The sequence below is a fragment of the Shinella sp. S4-D37 genome (genome assembly GCF_040812195.1).
Lineage (GTDB): Bacteria > Pseudomonadota > Alphaproteobacteria > Rhizobiales > Rhizobiaceae > Shinella.
Map to the genome: position 1 here is coordinate 509,059 of NZ_JBFNXL010000003.1, position 16,122 is coordinate 525,180.

Consider the following 16,122-nt stretch of genomic DNA (forward strand, 5'->3'; position numbering starts at 1 on the left):
CACCGATCGATCTTCCCGAGGACGACGGACGAAAACCGAGCGGGACGCGATCTGCGCGTCCGCGCCGCCGGGCATATCCGGCGATGCACATATGCTGATGGAAAGCAGGCCGACATGCTGACGAAAAAGGGAAAATACGGACTGAAGGCCCTGGTGGACCTGGCCCGGCTGGCGCCTGGCGAAACCGCCTTCGTCAGCGAGATCGCGCTTCGCAACAACATACCGAAGAAGTTTCTCGACACGATCCTCCTGGAACTGCGCAATGCCGGCATGCTGCGCTCCAAGAAGGGGCCGGGCGGCGGCTATTCGCTGTCGCATGCCGCGTCCGAGATCCGCATCGGCCACGCCATCCGCGTGCTCGACGGCCCGCTGGCGCCGATCCGCTGCGCCAGCCGCACCGCCTACGAGGCCTGCGAGGACTGCGCCGATCCGGAAGCCTGTCAGGTCCGCCGCGCCATGACCGACGTGCGCGACGCCATCGCCGCCATCCTCGACACGATGACGCTCGAACAGTTCGTCGCCGTGCCCGGTGCCAGCGCGATGATCGAAGAGGACGAACTGAAAAAGCGCGTCGGATAGTCCGGCCGCCTTCGCAGATGCGCCTAACCGTCCTCCTCCGGCGGATGCGGGTGCCCCTCGCGCCGCAGCCGGCCGCTTTCCCTTAGGGCTGCCGCCAGTGCAGGCGGCAGCGGCTGCGTTGTGCGGTCGGTCGCAAGGCGCAGGTGGCTTGCGGCCTCGTGCGCCACGGCGAGCGCGGCCGCGGCGGCAAGGAAGGCATTCGTGCGGTGCTGCTCGGCAAGGCCGATCTGGGCGGCGTCGATGGCGCGGCCCGCCTCGGCCGTCATGGCCTGGGCGGCCGCGAGCCGGGCGGCCAGCAGACCGGCATCGAGGAGATCGTCCGCCTCCGCCGCCAGCAGGCGCGACAGGAGGCGCCGACCGGCGCCGATCTGCCGGGCGGCCTCCAGAAGCAGGTCGAGCGATTGCGGCACCGCCGCCTCGGCGGAAAGCGGCAGCACGGCGTCGGCATCGACGGCCACATCCTTGAATAGAACATGCTCGACCGACGGGGCCGCCCTGTCCGCCGGCTCGCAACTGTTGGCGACATAGTGCAGGCCCTCGACGCGCGTCGCCAGAAGCACGCCCGCCGCCCGGCCGCCATCGCCGCGCGCCGGCACCAGCAGCCAGTCCGCATGGCGCGTGCAGGGCGTACAGAGCGCTTCGCCGCTTAGGCGCCAGCCAAGGCCGCTCGACGCCAGCGGCAGCGCATCGGCATCCTGCCCGTTGCGCCGGGCGGTCGCGCGGCAGAGCCGGGCGCCGGCCAGCGCGGCGGAGAACACCACCGTGCGATGGCCGTCCGTGCCGTCGCTGCGCAGGTGCTCCAGCGCCACGAAATGGGCGGCCAGGATATCGGCAAGCGTCGCCGACTGCGCGGCGGCGGCCGCACAGACATCCGCCAGCACGGTGTTGGACACGTCGATGCCGCCGTGCTCGGTCGGCACGGAAATGCCGAACAGGCCGGAACGGGACAGGAGATCGAGACGGGCCTGCGCCGTTTGCGCGGCATCGCCGTTCGAAAAAAAGCCGGCAAGCGTGCCGGCGACGGTCAACGCCTCGTCCTCGCTGCCGATGACGGCGGCGGTTCGCGGCGGACGGTCGAGCGCTGATGAAATCATACCCATGTCGTCTGCTCCTCGCGGATTGGCGTTTCAGGGTGTGCAGGCTTAACCGGCTAAAAAGATCACATTCTATAAAGATTGTATAGATTGTTTTTCGCGTGCCGACCCGCCGTCCGGCCGCGCCGCGGCGGCGGTCGCCTCGCGAAAACAGTGGCCCGGGTGGCCGCTCAGGCGCGGCGCTTCAGCTTCTGCTCGCGGAAGAAGATGAAGAGGCCGGAGGCGACGATGAACCCCGCGCCGACCAGCATGGCCGGGCGCGGCGCATCGCCGAAGAACACCCAGCCGAAGACGACGGCCCAGAGCAGCAGCGAATATTGCAGCGGCACGACGGTCGCCGCGTCCGCCAGCTTCAGCGAGCGGTTGACCAGCATGTGCGCGCTCATCGCCACGATGCCGAGCAGGCTGAGCAGGCCGAAGTCGACGCCGCTGACCGGTGCCCAGCCGGCGGGGTCGACAAGGCACCAGATGCCGGCGAAGATCGCCGCGCCCGCCACCTGCCAGAACACCAGCGTCGTGTCCGGCGCCGCGCGCAGCGTCCGGCCGAGCACCATGGCGAGGCTGAAGGCGAGGCTGCCGGCAAGCGCGACGAGGGCCGGCAGGGTGAACGTGTCCTTCGAGGGCTCCAGCGCGATCACCACGCCGACGAAGCCGACGATGATCGCCGTCCAGCGCCGCCAGCCGACCTTCTCGCCGAGCAGCAGCGGCGACATGGCCGCAACGTAGATCGGCGCGGCGAGCCAGTAGGTCATGGCGTCGGCGAGCGGCATGTAGGCGACGGCGAAGTAGAAGCCGGAGGCCTCGAGGGCGAAGAGGGCGGAGCGCAGCAGGTGCAGCTTCGGCCGCTCGACATCGACGAGCCGGTGCCAGCCGACCTTCCAGAAGAAGGGGGCGAGCACCACCGCCGCGGCAAGGCTGCGGATCAGCATGAGCTGGCCGACGGAATAGGTCGAGACGAGCCATTTGCCGAGCACGTCGTTCAGCGAGAACATCACCATGCCGAGCAGCATCAGGAGCACCCCGAGGCGGGCGGCGCCCGTGGCGGGGGAGGAGGCGGTGATGTCTGTCATGGCGCGAACTCGAAGAGCAGGGATGGATGCGCTGTGACACATTCCGCCCGGCCGATCCAGTCAGCAATTTTGATAGCTGCATAAGCGGCGCGCAACCTCGCCGGCCGGTTGATTGCGCGGGGCGACAATGGAAGAGTGCGGCCGGGCATTTTTGTGACGAGGTTCATCTCATGACGGACGAAAAGACGGGCGGGCGGCGGCTGCGCTCCCAGGACTGGTTCGACAACCGCGAGCATGTCGACATGGCGGCGCTCTATCTCGAGCGTTTCATGAACTACGGCATCACGCCGGAGGAGCTGCGCGCCGGCAAGCCGGTGATCGGCATCGCCCAGAGCGGCAGCGACCTGACCCCGTGCAACCGCCACCATGTCGATCTCGCCGAGCGCGTGCGCGACGGCATCCGCGATGCCGGCGGCATCCCGATCGAGTTCCCGACCCATCCGATCTTCGAGAACTGCAAGCGGCCGACGGCGGCGCTCGACCGCAACCTCGCCTATCTCGGCCTCGTCGAGATCCTCTACGGCTACCCGCTCGACGGCGTCGTGCTGACGACGGGCTGCGACAAGACCACACCCTCGGCGCTGATGGCCGCCTCCACGGTCGACATTCCCGCGATCGTGCTTTCCGGCGGGCCGATGCTCGACGGCTGGCACGACGGCGAGCTCGCCGGCTCCGGCACGGTGATCTGGCGGTCGCGCCGCAAGCTCGCCGCCGGGGAAATCGACGAAGAGGAATTCCTCCAGGCCGCGATGGGCTCGGCGCCCTCCATCGGCCATTGCAACACGATGGGCACCGCCTCCACCATGAACGCGCTCGCCGAAGCGCTCGGCATGTCGCTGACCGGCTGCGCGGCCATTCCGGCCGCCTATCGCGAGCGCGGCCAGATGGCCTACCGCACCGGCCGGCGCGCGGTGGAACTGGTGCTGGAGGATATCCGCCCCTCGTCGATCCTGACGCGAAAGGCCTTCCTCAACGCCATCCGCGTCAATTCGGCCATCGGCGGGTCGACCAACGCCCAGCCGCACCTGGTGGCCATGGCCAAGCATGCCGGCGTGGAGATGGCGCCGGAGGACTGGCAGGTGCACGGCTACGACATCCCGCTGCTCGCCGACGTGCAGCCGGCCGGCCGCTTCCTCGGCGAACGCTTCCACCGGGCCGGCGGCGTGCCGGCGATCATGCGCGAACTGCTCGACGCCGGTAAGCTCGACGGCGACTGTCCGACCGTGACGGGCCGCAGCATGGCGGAAAACCTCGAAGGACGCGCGGCCAGCGACCGCGAGGTCATCCGCCCCTATGGCGAACCGCTGAAGGAACGGGCCGGCTTCCTCGTCCTCAAGGGCAACCTCTTCGATTTCGCCATCATGAAGACCTCCGTCGTCTCGCCGGAGTTCCACGCGCGCTACCTCAGCGAGCCGGGCCGCGAGGGCGTCTTCGAGGGGAGGGCGGTCGTCTTCGACGGTTCGGAGGATTATCACCGGCGCATCAACGACCCGGCGCTCGGCATTAACGAACGCACCATCCTCGTCATCCGTGGCGCGGGGCCGCTCGGCTGGCCGGGCTCGGCCGAGGTGGTCAACATGCAGCCGCCGGACCATCTGCTCAAGCGCGGCATCACCAGCCTGCCGACGATCGGCGACGGACGCCAGTCCGGCACCGCCGACAGTCCGTCGATCCTCAACGCCTCGCCGGAAAGCGCCGCCGGCGGCGGGCTCGCCTTCCTGCGCACCGGCGACGTCATCCGCATCGACCTGACGCAGGGGCGCTGCGACATGCTGGTGGAGGCGGCGGAGATCGAGCGGCGCAAGGCGGGCGGCATTCCGCCGGTCCCGGCCGACGCGACGCCCTGGCAGCGGATCTACCGCAGCACCGTGACCCAACTGTCCGACGGCGCGGTCATCGACGGCGCCGCCGAGTTCCGCAGCATCGCCGAGACGCCGCCCCGGCACAATCACTGAGCGATCCCAGCAAGGTGCGAAGCGGCTTTGCTGGGATTGCGTAAAAACAAACAGATGGAGCGTTTTCACGATTCGCGGAAACGATCCAGGCAGGCCGAGCCCTATCCACGGCGGGCGACGAGGATGCCGAAGAGCACGATCGCCCCGCCGACCGCCTGCATCGCGCCGACGGGCTCGGAAAGCAGGATCCAGGCGAGGATGGCCGCGACGACCGGCTGCAACAGCAGCGTCAGCGAGGAAAAGGCCGTCGGCAGGTAGGCGAGCGCGTAGGTGACGAGGCCCTGCCCGCCGACATGGCTGATGAAGGCGAGGCCGGCGAGCATCGCCCAGCCGAAGAGCGTGGCGGGCACCATGCCGGTTTCGAAGAGGAAGGCGACCGGCAGGATGCAGACCGCCGCCGAAAGCGTCGTCCAGACCATGATGCGCAGCGTCGAGAAGCGCGCACGGACATGACCGAGCGACAGCATATAGCAGGCGTAGAAGAAGGCCGCGACGATGGCCGTCGCATCGCCCGCAAGCTGCCCGCCGCCGAGCGCCGACGGCCCGCCCTTCAGGACGAGCACGCCGACCAGCGCCAGCCCGAGGCCTGCCAGGAAGACCGGCGTGATGCGCGTGCGGAAGAACAGCCAGGAGCCGAGCGTCACGAAGACCGGCGCGAGATTGGCCAAGAGCGTCGCATTGGCGACGGAGGTCATGTGCAGCGACAGATGCCAGGCGGCAAGGTCGGCGGCGAGGAACACGCCCGGCAGCAGCAGGAAGAGATGGTCGCGAAGGCCTGCCGGCCGCGCGTCACCCTGCTTCGTCACCTGCGCCATCAACAGGAAGGGCATCAGGGCCAGCGCGACGCGCCAGAAGGCCGTCGCCATCGGCCCGACTTCCGAGAGGCGCACGAAGATCGGCGAACCGCCGATGGCGATGCCGCCGACGATGAGGGCGATCAGGGCTAGGCGGCTGTGCTGGGAGGCGGCAATGGGCGACAAGGCAGAGGTCCGATATCAGGTGTCGCAGCGAGCTATCAGACCGCCTCCGCTTCAACCAGACGGACAGCTCTAATTTAGAGGAAAAGTTTGGGGCTTCTGAAAAGGCGGCGCCCTGTCGAGCGCCGCCCTCCATCCCGGGATCGGCAGGCTCAGGCCGCGTCCGGCCGGTGCACCGTCTTCACCTCGAGGAAATCCTCCAGGCCGAAGAGGCCGCCCTCGCGGCCGTTGCCGGACTGCTTGTAGCCGCCGAACGGGCTGCCGTAGCGGTGCGGCCCGCCATTGATGTGCACCATGCCGGCACGCAGCCGGGCGGCGACGCGCTCGGCACGCTCCGCATCGCCGGTCTGCAGATAGGCGGCAAGGCCGTAGGCGGTGTCGTTGGCGATGGCGATCGCCTCCTCCTCCGTGTCGAAGGGGATGATCGAGAGGACGGGACCGAACACCTCCTCGCGGGCGATGCGCATGTCGTTGTTGACGTCCGCGAAAATCGTCGGCTTGACGAAATAGCCGGTCTCGAAGCCATCAGGCTTGCCCGGGCCGCCGACCAGCACGCGCGCGCCCTCGGCGACGCCCGCCTCGATCAGCGCCTGCACGCGGCCGAACTGGATGTGCGAGACGAGCGGGCCGATATGCTCGCCTTCTTCCTCCGGATTGCCGACGGTCGCTTGCCTGCCCGTGCGCTCGGCGATCTCGACCACCTTGTCATAGACCGAGCGCTCGACCAGCATGCGGGTCGGGGCGTCGCAGGACTGGCCGGAATTGTTGAAGCACTCGCGCACGCTGCCGGCGACGCGGTCTTCGAGGTCCGCATCGGCGAAGACGAGGTTCGGCGACTTGCCGCCGAGCTCCAGCGTCACGCGCTTGACCGTGTCGGCCGCATCCTTGCTGACGGCGATGCCGGCGCGGGTGGAGCCGGTAAACGACATCATGTCGACGTCCTTGTGCCTGGAAAGCGCCGCGCCGCATTCGAGGCCGTCGCCGTTGACGAGGTTGAACGTGCCAGCCGGGAAGCCCGCCTCATGCACCATCTCCGCATAGAGAAGCGCGTTGAGCGGGGTGAATTCGGACGGCTTCAGCACGCAGGTCGAGCCCGTCGCCAGCGCCGGCACCACCTTCAGCGCGATCTGGTTGATCGGCCAGTTCCAGGGCGTGATGAGGCCGCAGACGCCGATCGGCTCGCGGCGCAGCACGTCGCCGTTGGCCAGCACCTCGCGGCTCTTCAGCCGCTTCAGCCCGTCGATGAAGCCCTGCAGGTGGCCGACGCCGACATCCGCCTGCTGCTCGATGCTCATGGTGATCGGCGCGCCGAGTTCCAGCGTGATCGTGCGCGCCATCTCCTCGTAGCGGCGCTTGTAGATGTCCAGCAGCTTTTCGAGCAGCGCCAGGCGTTCTTCCACGCTCGTCCGGCTGTAGGTCGCGAAAGCCTTCTTGGCGGCGGCGACGGCGCGGTCGATATCGGCGGCGGTGCCCATGGAGATGACCGCGATCGGCTTTTCCGTCGCCGGGTTGATCACCGGAAGGTCGTTGGGCTTCAGCGGGTCCACCCACTGGCCGTCGATGTAGAATTTGCGCTTGTCGAGCATGCTTTTCTCCCGTCACTTCTGTTTTTCGTCGAGCCAGCCGCGGATGAGCCGGCGGTAGCGATCGCCACCGAAACTTGGAAAATGGCCGCCATGCACCAGCCGCACCGGCAGGCTGAGCAGCCGCTCCATCGAGGCGAGATAGTCCGCCGCGTCGGAATGGTAGGTGTCCTCGATCAGCGGGCCATCGTAGACGATATCGCCCGAGAAGAGAATTTCGGTCGCCTTCTCGTAGAGCGCAATACCACCCGGGGAATGGCCGGGCGTGTGGATGACCTCGAACTGCCGGTCGCCGAGATCGATGACGTCGCCGTCCGCAAGGATGCGCGTCGCCGGCGCCTTCTTCACCGCATAGCACTTCGAACAGTAAGGCTCGGGCGGCAGCGCGTCGAAGATATCGTCGGTGACGTAGGGGTCCGCGAGCGTGTTCTCCCGCGTCGGGTTGGCGAGGAGATCGGCCTCGGCGGCGTGCACGGCGCGGCACTCGAATTCGTGATGGCAGCCGATATGGTCGAAATGGGTGTGGCTCGCCACGGCGATCAGGTCGCGCTCGGTGACGAGCGGCACCCATTCGGTGAGCGAGACGACGCCCATGCCGCTGTCGACCAGCATGTCCCGGTCGCGCCCGCGCACATGCCAGATGTTGCAGCGGTAGAATTCCTGGATGTAGGGCTCGCTTATCGCGGTCACGCCGTCGTCGAGGCGACGCAGGCTGTACCAGTCCTCCGGGCGGATGCGCTGCATGTGATCCTCAAACTCCCGCTCCGTCCTGAAGCACGACGATGCTATCCGCCTTCAGCCGAAGGTCAAGCTCCGTGCCGACCTGCGGATTGTCGGTCTGCGGCAGGTGGGCGGTCAGCACCGTGCCGTCCGCCGCGACATGGCAGCGATGATGCGTGCCGAAGAAGGCGCTGCCGGTGATGCGGCCGCGGCCGAGCGAGACGGTCGGCGTCTCCGACGTCGCGGAGCGGAAGTGCTCCGGGCGGATGCAGAGCGTGACGTCGCGGCCCGCCGCCGGCATGCCGGAGACGAAGGCGGAGGCGGGCAGGGCGACGCGGCCGAGCGCGGTCTCCACCTCCGCCTCGTTCGCCGCCGCGCCGCGCATCCTGGCGGGCAGGAAATTCACCTCGCCCATGAAGCCGGCGGAAAACAGCGAGCGCGGCCGCATGTAGATCGAGGCCGGCGTGCCGACATCCTCGATGCGGCCCTTGTTCATCACGACGATGCGGTCGGCGATGGCCATCGCCTCCTCCTGGTCGTGCGTGACATGCACGAAGGTGGTGCCGACGCGCTTCTGGATGGCCTTCAGTTCGTCCTGCATCTGCCGGCGCAGCTTCAGGTCGAGCGCGCCGAGCGGTTCGTCGAGCAGCAGCACGTCGGGATCGACCGCCAGCGCCCGGGCGAGCGCCACGCGCTGCCGCTGGCCGCCCGAAAGCTCGTGCGGCTTCTTGGCGGACGATGCCCTGAGGCCGACGAGATCGAGATAGGAGAACGCCTTCTCGTACCGTTCCGCCCGGCCCATGCCGCGCATGCGAAGGCCGAAGCCGACATTGTCGCGCAGGCACATATGCGGGAAGAGCGCATAATCCTGGAACATGGTGGTCGTCGGGCGCTTGGCGGGGGAGACATGGGTCATGTCGCGCCCGCTTATCGCGATCGTTCCCGACGTCGGCTCGATGAAGCCGCCGAGGATGGAGAGCAGCGTGGTCTTGCCGCAGCCGGAGGGGCCGAGCAGCACGATGAACTCGCCGGCCGCGATATCGAGCGAGACGTCGTCGAGCGCCCGGAAAGCGCCGAAGACCTTCGTGGCATTGCGGATGGAGACGTCGGCGGTCATGAGGATTTCCCGGTTTTGCGGAAGACGGTGAGTTCCAGGACGATGAGGAACGCGACGGAGACGAGGAAGACGACGGAGCCGATGGCGTTGGTCCTGGGGTCGAGGCCGGAGCGCAGCATGCTCCATATCTCGACCGGCAGCGTCACGTCGAAGCGCGACAGGAGGAAGGCGACGATGAACTCGTCCCAGCTGAAGGTGACGGAGAGGAAGAAGGCCGCGAGGATCGACGGCAGCAGCATGGGCGCCGTGACGAGCAGCATGACCTGCCAGTCCTTGGCCCCGAGATCGCGCGCCGCCCGCTCGATGTTCACCTGGTGCCCGCCCATCGAGGCATAGATGATGGCAAAGCAGAGCGGCAGGTTGATCACCACATGGCCGATGCCGACGGTGACGAGCGAGAGCCGCAGGCCCGTGACGTTCAGCACCGAGAGCAGGCCGAGGCCGATGATCAGCGTGCTCACCGTCATCGGCGCGACGATGAGGGCGCGCAGGAGGCCGGAGGCCGGCAGCGTGTAGCGCGCGAAGGCGTAGGCGGCGAGGAAGCCGATGAGGCAGGCGACCGCCGAGGAGACGACCGCGACGACGAGCGAATTGCCGAGTGCCGCCATCAGCTTGCCGTCGGAGAAGATCGCCTCGTACCAGCGCAGCGTAAGCCCGTTCAGCGGCGGCACGGGCAGCGTGCCGTCCTGGAAGGAGAACAGCACGAGCACGACGACGGGCAGGAAGATGAAGAGATAGAGCAGGCCGGCATAGAGCGCGGCAAGCAAGGTCGTAAGGTGGCGCATGCTCACGTCCTCTCCATCTTCAGCCAGCGGGCGCAGGCGATATAGGCGAGCGTGACGACGGCCATCAGCACCAGCGAGAGGGCGGCCGCCATCGGGAAATCCGCCCGCCGGCCGAGCTGCAGCATGATGACCTGCGGCAGCACCAGTTCGTTGTTGCCACCGAGGATCTGCGGCGTGATGTAGTCGCCGATGCACAGGACGAAGGTGAGGAAGGCGCCGACCATGATGCCGGGCAGCGTCAGCGGCAGAACGACGTGCCGGAAGGTCTGGAAGGCGTTCGCGCCGAGGTCCGCCGCCGCGCGGCGATAGTTCGGCGAAAGCTGGATGAGGTTGGCATAGATCGTCAGCGTCAGCAGCATGACGAAGAAGTGCACGAAGCCGATGATCGTGCCGGTGCGGTTGGCCGACAGTTCCAGCGGCTCGGCGATGATGCCGAGGGCGAGAAGCGCCTGGTTGACGACGCCGCCCTTGGAGAGCACCAGCAGCCAGGAATAGGAGCGCACGACATAGGAGGTCCAGAAGGGCAGGATCGCCATGACGAGAGCGAAGCGCTGCCATTTCTTCGGCACCCGCTCGGCGATGATCCAGGCGAGCGGATAGGCGAGCAGCACGGAGATGACCGTGACGGCCGCCGTCACCTCCAGCGAGACGACCAGTCCCTTGAAGAGATGCGCCTTCTCGAAGAAGGCGATGTAGTTGTCGAGCGTCCAGGTCGCGACGATCTCGCGCCCCTGCCGCGTCCACAGGCTGATCGCCGCCATGTAGGCGAAGGGCACGAGGAAGAAGAAGCCCGTCCAGGCGAGCGCCGGCAGGACAAAGGCAAGGGCCTTGCGGCGTTCCGCACGTTCGAGGGCGGGGGCGGTCATCGTCGTGGCTTCCCTTGCTCGTGAGTGCTCGGAGCGTGGATCCTCGGGTCAAGCCCGAGGATGACGGAGGGGAGGAGGCATGACGAGGCCGGAGCGTGGTGCGGCAGGCGGGGCCGTCGCCCGAACCCGCCATCCTTCCCTTCTTTCGTCATCCTCGGGCTTGACCCGAGGATCCACGCCTCCCCGCCAGCCCTTACTGCTGCAGCATCTCCGTCCAGACGTCCTGCATCGCCGCATCCATGTCGGCGTCGGCCACCGGGTAGAGCTGCGAATTCTTCAGGTAGTCCGCCTGCCTGTCCCAGCGCAGCGCCGTCTTCTGCTGGTCGCTCAAATGTTCGCCCGCCTTGGCGTTCGCCGGCATCGCCCAGTAGCAGGAGGAGGTGGCAAGCCGCGCCTGCCCCTCGGGGCTGACGATATACTGCACGAATTTCAGCGCCAGGTCCTGCTTCTCGGAATCCTTGAAGACGCCGATCGACTGCGCCCAGCGCAGCGCGCCCTGCTTCGGGATCGTCCAGTCGAGGTTCGGCTTTTCCGCCGAAAGGCCGGCCGTCAGCCATTCGCCGCCACCGACGACGATATCCACCTCGCCGGTCGCCAGCGCCGTCTGCGAGGCGACGACGTCGCTCACCTGGCGGGCGACCTTCTTCATCTCGAAGAGCTTTTCCCTGATCGCCGGCAGGTCGTCCTGCGTCAGCTCCGCCGTCTTCTTGCCGATGCCGACGCCGGTAAGGCCGACCATCGGCAGGTAGTAGTCGTAGAGCGCGATGCGGCCCTTGTACTTGTCCGACCAGATGACCGAAAGGTCCTCCATGTCGGCCGGATCGACCTTCGTCTTGTCGTAGGAGATCGTGTTGTAGCCGAATTTTTCGGTGACGGCGTAGACCTTGCCGTCCTTCGTGGTCGTCTCCGCCATGCGCACTTCCGGGAAGAGATCGCCGAGCGGCAGCTGATCGGCCGGCATCTCGCCGAGGATTTCCATGTCGATGGCGCGCGGCACGTCGACGGCGTCGATGACCAGCACGTCCCAGTCGCCCGGGCGGGACTGCTCGATGATGGAGATCGCCGCGCCCGTGCCCTCGTATTCCTTGAGGTTGACCTTGACGTTGTTGGCCTTCTCGAAGGGCTCGACCAGCGCGGGATCGGTATGGTCGCACCAGACGAGCGCGTTGAGCTCGTCCTGCGCCAGGGCGCCGGCTGGCGACAGCGCGGCGGCGGCAGCGGTGGCAAGGAGCATGCGGCGGACGAGCCCGCCCGAAACGGTTGTCTTCATCGTCTTTCCCTCTGGCTGCAGGCTTTCGGCCTGGCGGATGACACTCATTTGCGGTGCCTTGAGAAAAAGATTGAACGAGTTCATTTTTTAAGTCAATCTCATTTTTGAGGAGATTCCAACGGAGGTTCCATGGCCGGATTGCGCGCGAAACAGAAGGCGGACAGAACACGCCGCATTCTTGAAGCTGCCACCACGCTGTTCCGCCGCGAGGGCTATGACAGCGGCCGCATCGAGGACATCGCCGAGATGGCGGAGGTCTCCGTCGGCACGCTCTACAACTACTACCAGAACAAGGGCGACATCCTCGTCGCCACCGTCGCCATGGAGGTGACGGAGGTGCTGGAGGGCGGGGCGCGCATCGTCGCCAACCCGCCGCTGAACGTGGCGGAAGCCCTGCGCACGCTGATCGGCCAGTATTACGACCACTCGCTCTACTATCTCTCCAAGGAGATGTGGCGCACCGCCATGGCGATCTCCATCCAGCAGCCGGACACGCCGCTCTCAAGGCGCTATACCGAGCTCGACGGCCAGCTCTGCGCGCAGGTCATCCGCCTCGTCGAGACGCTGCAGGCGCGCGGCGTCGTCCAGGCCGGCGTCGACGCCAGGGCGATGGGCGAGCTTTTCTTCAACAATCTCAACATGATGTTCATCGAGTTCTGCAAGGTGGACGCCATGCCGCTGGAGGAGCTGAAGGCGCGCGTCAACGCCCAGCACGAGCCCATCGCCGCCCTCATCAGCAGCATCAAGATCGTCTGAGCGACAGGAAGCCTCCCGCATGACCGAACCGCAATCCGCCGTCCTCGCCGCCGCCGAAACGCTGGTCGCCGCCTTCGCGCGGCACGACCGCGCGGCCTATTTCGCCGCCTTCGCCGAGGAGGCGAGCTTCCTCTTCTACAATCTCGACCGCCGCCTCGATGGCCGCGCCGCCTATGAGGCGGAATGGGCGCTCTGGGAGGAGCGCGACGGCTTTCGCGTGCTCGCCTGCCGCTCGACGGACCGCAACGTGCAGCTTCTCGGCGAGGTGGCGATCTTCACGCATGCGGTGGAGACCGACCTTTCCGTCGGCGGCGAGAGGGTGACGAACAACGAGCGCGAGACCATCGTCTTCTCTCGCGATTCCGCCGGCCGCTGGCTCGCGGTCCACGAGCACCTGTCGCCGGCGGCCTGAATCAGCAGCAGTCCTCCCCCGCCTTGCCGGTGGCGAGCTGATCGAGGATGGGGCAGTCCGGCCGGTCGTCGCCGTGGCAATGGGCGGAAAGGTGCTCCAGCGTGCGCACCATCTCCTGCAGCAGGCGCATCTTCTCCTTCATCTCCGCGACATGCTCGCCGGCGATGCGCTTGACGTCGCCGGAGGCGCGGGCGCGGTCCTGCCAGAGCGCCAGCAGGTCGCGGATCTGGGCGATGGAGAAGCCGAGGTCGCGCGCCCGGCGGATGAAGGAGAGCGTCGAGAGGTCCTTCGGCCCGTAGACGCGGTAGCCCGCGCCCGTGCGGCCGGCCGCGCGGATGAGGCCGATCTGCTCGTAGTGCCTTATCATCTTGGCGGTGACGCCCGTCGCCACCGCCGCTTCGCCGATGTTCATGCGCTCTCTCCCTTGCCGGACGCGGGACGGAAACGCTTCAGCCGCAGCGCGTTCGAGACGACGAACACGCTGGAAAGCGCCATGGCGCCGGCGGCGAGCGCCGGCGAAAGCTGGATGCCGAAGGCCGGGTAGAGCAGGCCCGCGGCGACCGGAACGAGCGCGACATTGTAGCCGAAGGCCCAGAACAGGTTCTGGCGGATGTTGCGCATCGTCGCCCGCGAGATCGCGATGCCCGCCGCTACCCCGCGCATGTCGCCGGCCATCAGCACCACGTCGGCGCTTTCGATGGCGATATCCGTGCCCGTGCCGATCGCGATGCCCGTATCGGCCGCGGCAAGCGCCGGCGCGTCGTTGATGCCGTCGCCGACGAAGGCGACCTTCCTGCCGCCGGCCGAAAGCGCGCGCACGGCCGCCACCTTGCCGTCCGGCAGCACCTCGGCCATCACCCGGTCGATGCCGAGCTTTTCCGCCACGGCCTCGGCGGTGCGGCGGTTGTCGCCGGTGATCATCGCCACCTCGATGCCGAGCCGCTTCAGCGCGGCGATCGCCGCCTTCGTCGTCGGCTTGACCGGGTCGGTGACGGCGAAGAGGGCGGCCAGCCTGCCGTCGATGGCGGCATAGAGCGGCGAGGCGCCGTCGCCGGCCAGCCGGTCCGCAGGGGCGGAGAACGGCGCGACGTCGAGCCCGAGCGAACGCATGAAGCCGGCGGAGCCCGCCGCCACCTTGCGGCCGGAAACCGTCGCCTCGATGCCCTGGCCGGAAACCGCGGCAAAGCCGCTCGCCGCCGCAGGCTCGATGCCCTCGGCCTTCGCCCCTTCGAGGATAGCCACGGCGATGGGATGTTCCGAATGCACCTGCGCGGCCGCGACCAGCGCCAGCACCTCGTCGCGGGCAAAGCCGTCCGCCGGCACGATCTCCGTCAGCGTCGGACGGCCGAGCGTCAGCGTGCCGGTCTTGTCGACGGCGACGATGTCGGTGCCTTCCAGCGTCTGCAAGGCCGTGCCCTGGCGAAAGAGCACGCCGAGTTCGGCCGCACGCCCCGTGCCGGTGATGATGGAGGTGGGCGTGGCGAGCCCCATGGCGCAGGGGCAGGCGATGATCAGCACCGCGACGGCATTGACCAGCGCATGGGCGAGGACGGGGCTCGGCCCGAAGGCGAGCCAGAGGCCGAAGGTGAGAAGCGCGACGGCGATGACGGCCGGCACGAACCATTGCGTCACGCGGTCGACCAGCGCCTGGATCGGCAGCTTTGCCGCCTGCGCGTCCTCGACCATGCGGATGATCTGCGAGAGCGCCGTGTCGGCGCCCACGCGGGTGGCGCGGAAGGTCAGGGAGCCGGTCGTGTTGACCGTGCCGCCGGTCACCGTGTCGCCGGTCGTGCGGGCGACGGGCATCGGCTCGCCGGTGATCATGGATTCGTCGACATAGGACAGCCCTTCCGTCACCTCGCCGTCGACCGGCACCTTCTCGCCCGGCCGCACCAGCACGATGTCGCCGGGAACGACAGCCTCCAGCGGCACGTCCTCGGCCCGGCCGTCGCGCAGCACGCGCGCCGACGTGGCGCGCAGCCCGGCAAGGTGCCGGATCGCCTCGCCCGTGCGCCCCTTGGCCCGCGCTTCCAGATAGCGGCCGGCGAGGATGAGCGTCACGATGACGGCGGCGGCCTCGAAATAGACATTGGCCGTGCCGCCCGGCAGGAGGCCGGGGGCGAAGGTCGCCACGGTGGAAAAGCTCCAGGCGGCAAACGTGCCGATGACGACGAGCGAATTCATGTCCGGCGCCAGCCGCAGCAGGCTCGGAATGCCCTTGCGGAAGAAGCGCAGGCCCGGCCCTGCAAGCACCAGCGTCGCCAGCACGAACTGGATGACGCGGCTCGTCTGCATGCCGAGCGTCTCATGGATATAATGGCCGAAGGCGGGAACGGCATGCGCGCCCATCTCCATCACGAAGAGCGGCGCCGTCAGCACGGCGGCGATCGCAAGGTCGCGCCGCAGGGTTTTCGCCTCGGCGGCCCGGCGGTCTTCCTCTGCGGGCGTTTCGGCCGTCTCGCGTATCGCCTTGTAGCCCGCGCGGTCGATGGCGGCGGCAAAATCCTCAAAAGCCGCCGCTCCCTTGAGGAACCGCACGCGGACGCGCTCCTGCGCAAGGTTCGCCGTCGCCTCGACGACGCCTGGCACGGCCTTCAGCGCTTTTTCCACGCGGCCGATGCAGGAGGCGCAGGTCATGCCCTCGACGGGGAATTCCAGCACCTCTTGCGAAACGCCGTATCCCGCCTTGCGCACCGCCTCGGCCACCGCGGCCGCATCCGGCGCGCCGGAAAAGGTCACGTCGGCCCTTTCCGTCGCCAGGTTGACGGCGGCGCCCGATACGCCGGGCACCTTGCCGATGGCGTTTTCGACCCGGCGCACGCAGGACGCACAGGTCATGTCCGAGATGGAAAGCTTGATCGTCTGCCGGTCTGCCGGCTTCGGCGTGGTGAGCATGGTGCACCTTTCATCCTGTTTCGGATAGATCGTGCACCTTCCC

15 protein-coding genes are annotated in these 16,122 nt (G+C 67.9%); 4 read left to right on the top strand and 11 right to left on the bottom strand.

Annotation, left to right across the window (positions count from 1 at the left end):
• Positions 1-114: 114 nt before the first annotated feature.
• Positions 115-579: an Rrf2 family transcriptional regulator gene (locus tag AB3G45_RS06405; RefSeq protein ID WP_367829765.1), complete on the top strand. Its 465-nt coding sequence runs from the start codon at positions 115-117 to the stop codon at positions 577-579.
• Between the two features lie 23 nt (positions 580-602).
• Here AB3G45_RS06405 and AB3G45_RS06410 read toward each other — a convergent pair whose 3' ends face one another.
• Positions 603-1,679, bottom strand: coding sequence for a hypothetical protein (locus tag AB3G45_RS06410; RefSeq protein ID WP_367829766.1), 1,077 nt, complete (start codon positions 1,677-1,679; stop codon positions 603-605).
• A 164-nt stretch (positions 1,680-1,843) separates the two neighbouring features.
• Complete coding sequence (locus AB3G45_RS06415; RefSeq protein WP_367829767.1) at positions 1,844-2,743, bottom strand: DMT family transporter; 900 nt, start codon at positions 2,741-2,743, stop codon at positions 1,844-1,846.
• Positions 2,744-2,913: 170 nt separating this feature from the next.
• On the opposite strand from AB3G45_RS06415, the gene AB3G45_RS06420 reads away from it, so the two are divergent.
• Positions 2,914-4,698 (top strand): IlvD/Edd family dehydratase, encoded by a 1,785-nt coding sequence (locus tag AB3G45_RS06420; protein ID WP_367829768.1) that lies wholly within the window; start codon positions 2,914-2,916, stop codon positions 4,696-4,698.
• A 101-nt stretch (positions 4,699-4,799) separates the two neighbouring features.
• Here the strand turns inward: AB3G45_RS06420 and AB3G45_RS06425 are convergent, their stop codons facing one another.
• The 7 genes from AB3G45_RS06425 to AB3G45_RS06455 form a co-directional block, all read right to left on the bottom strand.
• Entirely contained in the window at positions 4,800-5,678 is an 879-nt protein-coding gene (locus AB3G45_RS06425; protein WP_367829769.1) for a DMT family transporter, read from the bottom strand.
• Between the two features lie 149 nt (positions 5,679-5,827).
• Positions 5,828-7,261, bottom strand: coding sequence for an aldehyde dehydrogenase family protein (locus tag AB3G45_RS06430; protein WP_367829770.1), 1,434 nt, complete (start codon positions 7,259-7,261; stop codon positions 5,828-5,830).
• A gap of 12 nt (positions 7,262-7,273) precedes the next feature.
• Positions 7,274-8,002, bottom strand: coding sequence for an MBL fold metallo-hydrolase (locus AB3G45_RS06435; protein WP_367829771.1), 729 nt, complete (start codon positions 8,000-8,002; stop codon positions 7,274-7,276).
• Positions 8,003-8,009: 7 nt separating this feature from the next.
• On the bottom strand, positions 8,010-9,095 hold the full coding sequence (locus AB3G45_RS06440) for an ABC transporter ATP-binding protein (RefSeq protein WP_367829772.1): 1,086 nt from the start codon (positions 9,093-9,095) through the stop codon (positions 8,010-8,012).
• Positions 9,092-9,880 carry an ABC transporter permease gene (locus AB3G45_RS06445; RefSeq protein ID WP_367829773.1) on the bottom strand — a complete coding sequence of 263 codons (789 nt, stop codon included), beginning with the start codon at positions 9,878-9,880 and terminating at the stop codon, positions 9,092-9,094. Before AB3G45_RS06445 ends, AB3G45_RS06440 begins: the two co-directional genes overlap by 4 nt.
• 2 nt (positions 9,881-9,882) lie before the next feature.
• Positions 9,883-10,746 (bottom strand): ABC transporter permease, encoded by an 864-nt coding sequence (locus AB3G45_RS06450; RefSeq protein WP_367829774.1) that lies wholly within the window; start codon positions 10,744-10,746, stop codon positions 9,883-9,885.
• Between the two features lie 193 nt (positions 10,747-10,939).
• The gene (locus AB3G45_RS06455; protein WP_367829775.1) at positions 10,940-12,016 is read right to left on the bottom strand and encodes a spermidine/putrescine ABC transporter substrate-binding protein; all 1,077 of its coding nucleotides are present in this window, start codon (positions 12,014-12,016) and stop codon (positions 10,940-10,942) included.
• Between the two features lie 129 nt (positions 12,017-12,145).
• Between AB3G45_RS06455 and AB3G45_RS06460 the strand changes: the two genes are divergently transcribed.
• Together AB3G45_RS06460 and AB3G45_RS06465 are read left to right on the top strand one after the other, a co-directional pair.
• Complete coding sequence (locus AB3G45_RS06460) at positions 12,146-12,772, top strand: TetR/AcrR family transcriptional regulator (protein ID WP_367829776.1); 627 nt, start codon at positions 12,146-12,148, stop codon at positions 12,770-12,772.
• Between the two features lie 19 nt (positions 12,773-12,791).
• On the top strand, positions 12,792-13,184 hold the full coding sequence (locus tag AB3G45_RS06465) for a nuclear transport factor 2 family protein (RefSeq protein WP_367829777.1): 393 nt from the start codon (positions 12,792-12,794) through the stop codon (positions 13,182-13,184).
• A gap of 1 nt (position 13,185) precedes the next feature.
• Here AB3G45_RS06465 and cueR read toward each other — a convergent pair whose 3' ends face one another.
• Positions 13,186-13,596 carry a Cu(I)-responsive transcriptional regulator gene (gene cueR, locus AB3G45_RS06470; protein ID WP_367829778.1) on the bottom strand — a complete coding sequence of 137 codons (411 nt, stop codon included), beginning with the start codon at positions 13,594-13,596 and terminating at the stop codon, positions 13,186-13,188.
• Complete coding sequence (locus tag AB3G45_RS06475; protein ID WP_367829779.1) at positions 13,593-16,079, bottom strand: heavy metal translocating P-type ATPase; 2,487 nt, start codon at positions 16,077-16,079, stop codon at positions 13,593-13,595. Before AB3G45_RS06475 ends, cueR begins: the two co-directional genes overlap by 4 nt.
• Between the last annotated feature and the right edge of the window lie 43 nt (positions 16,080-16,122).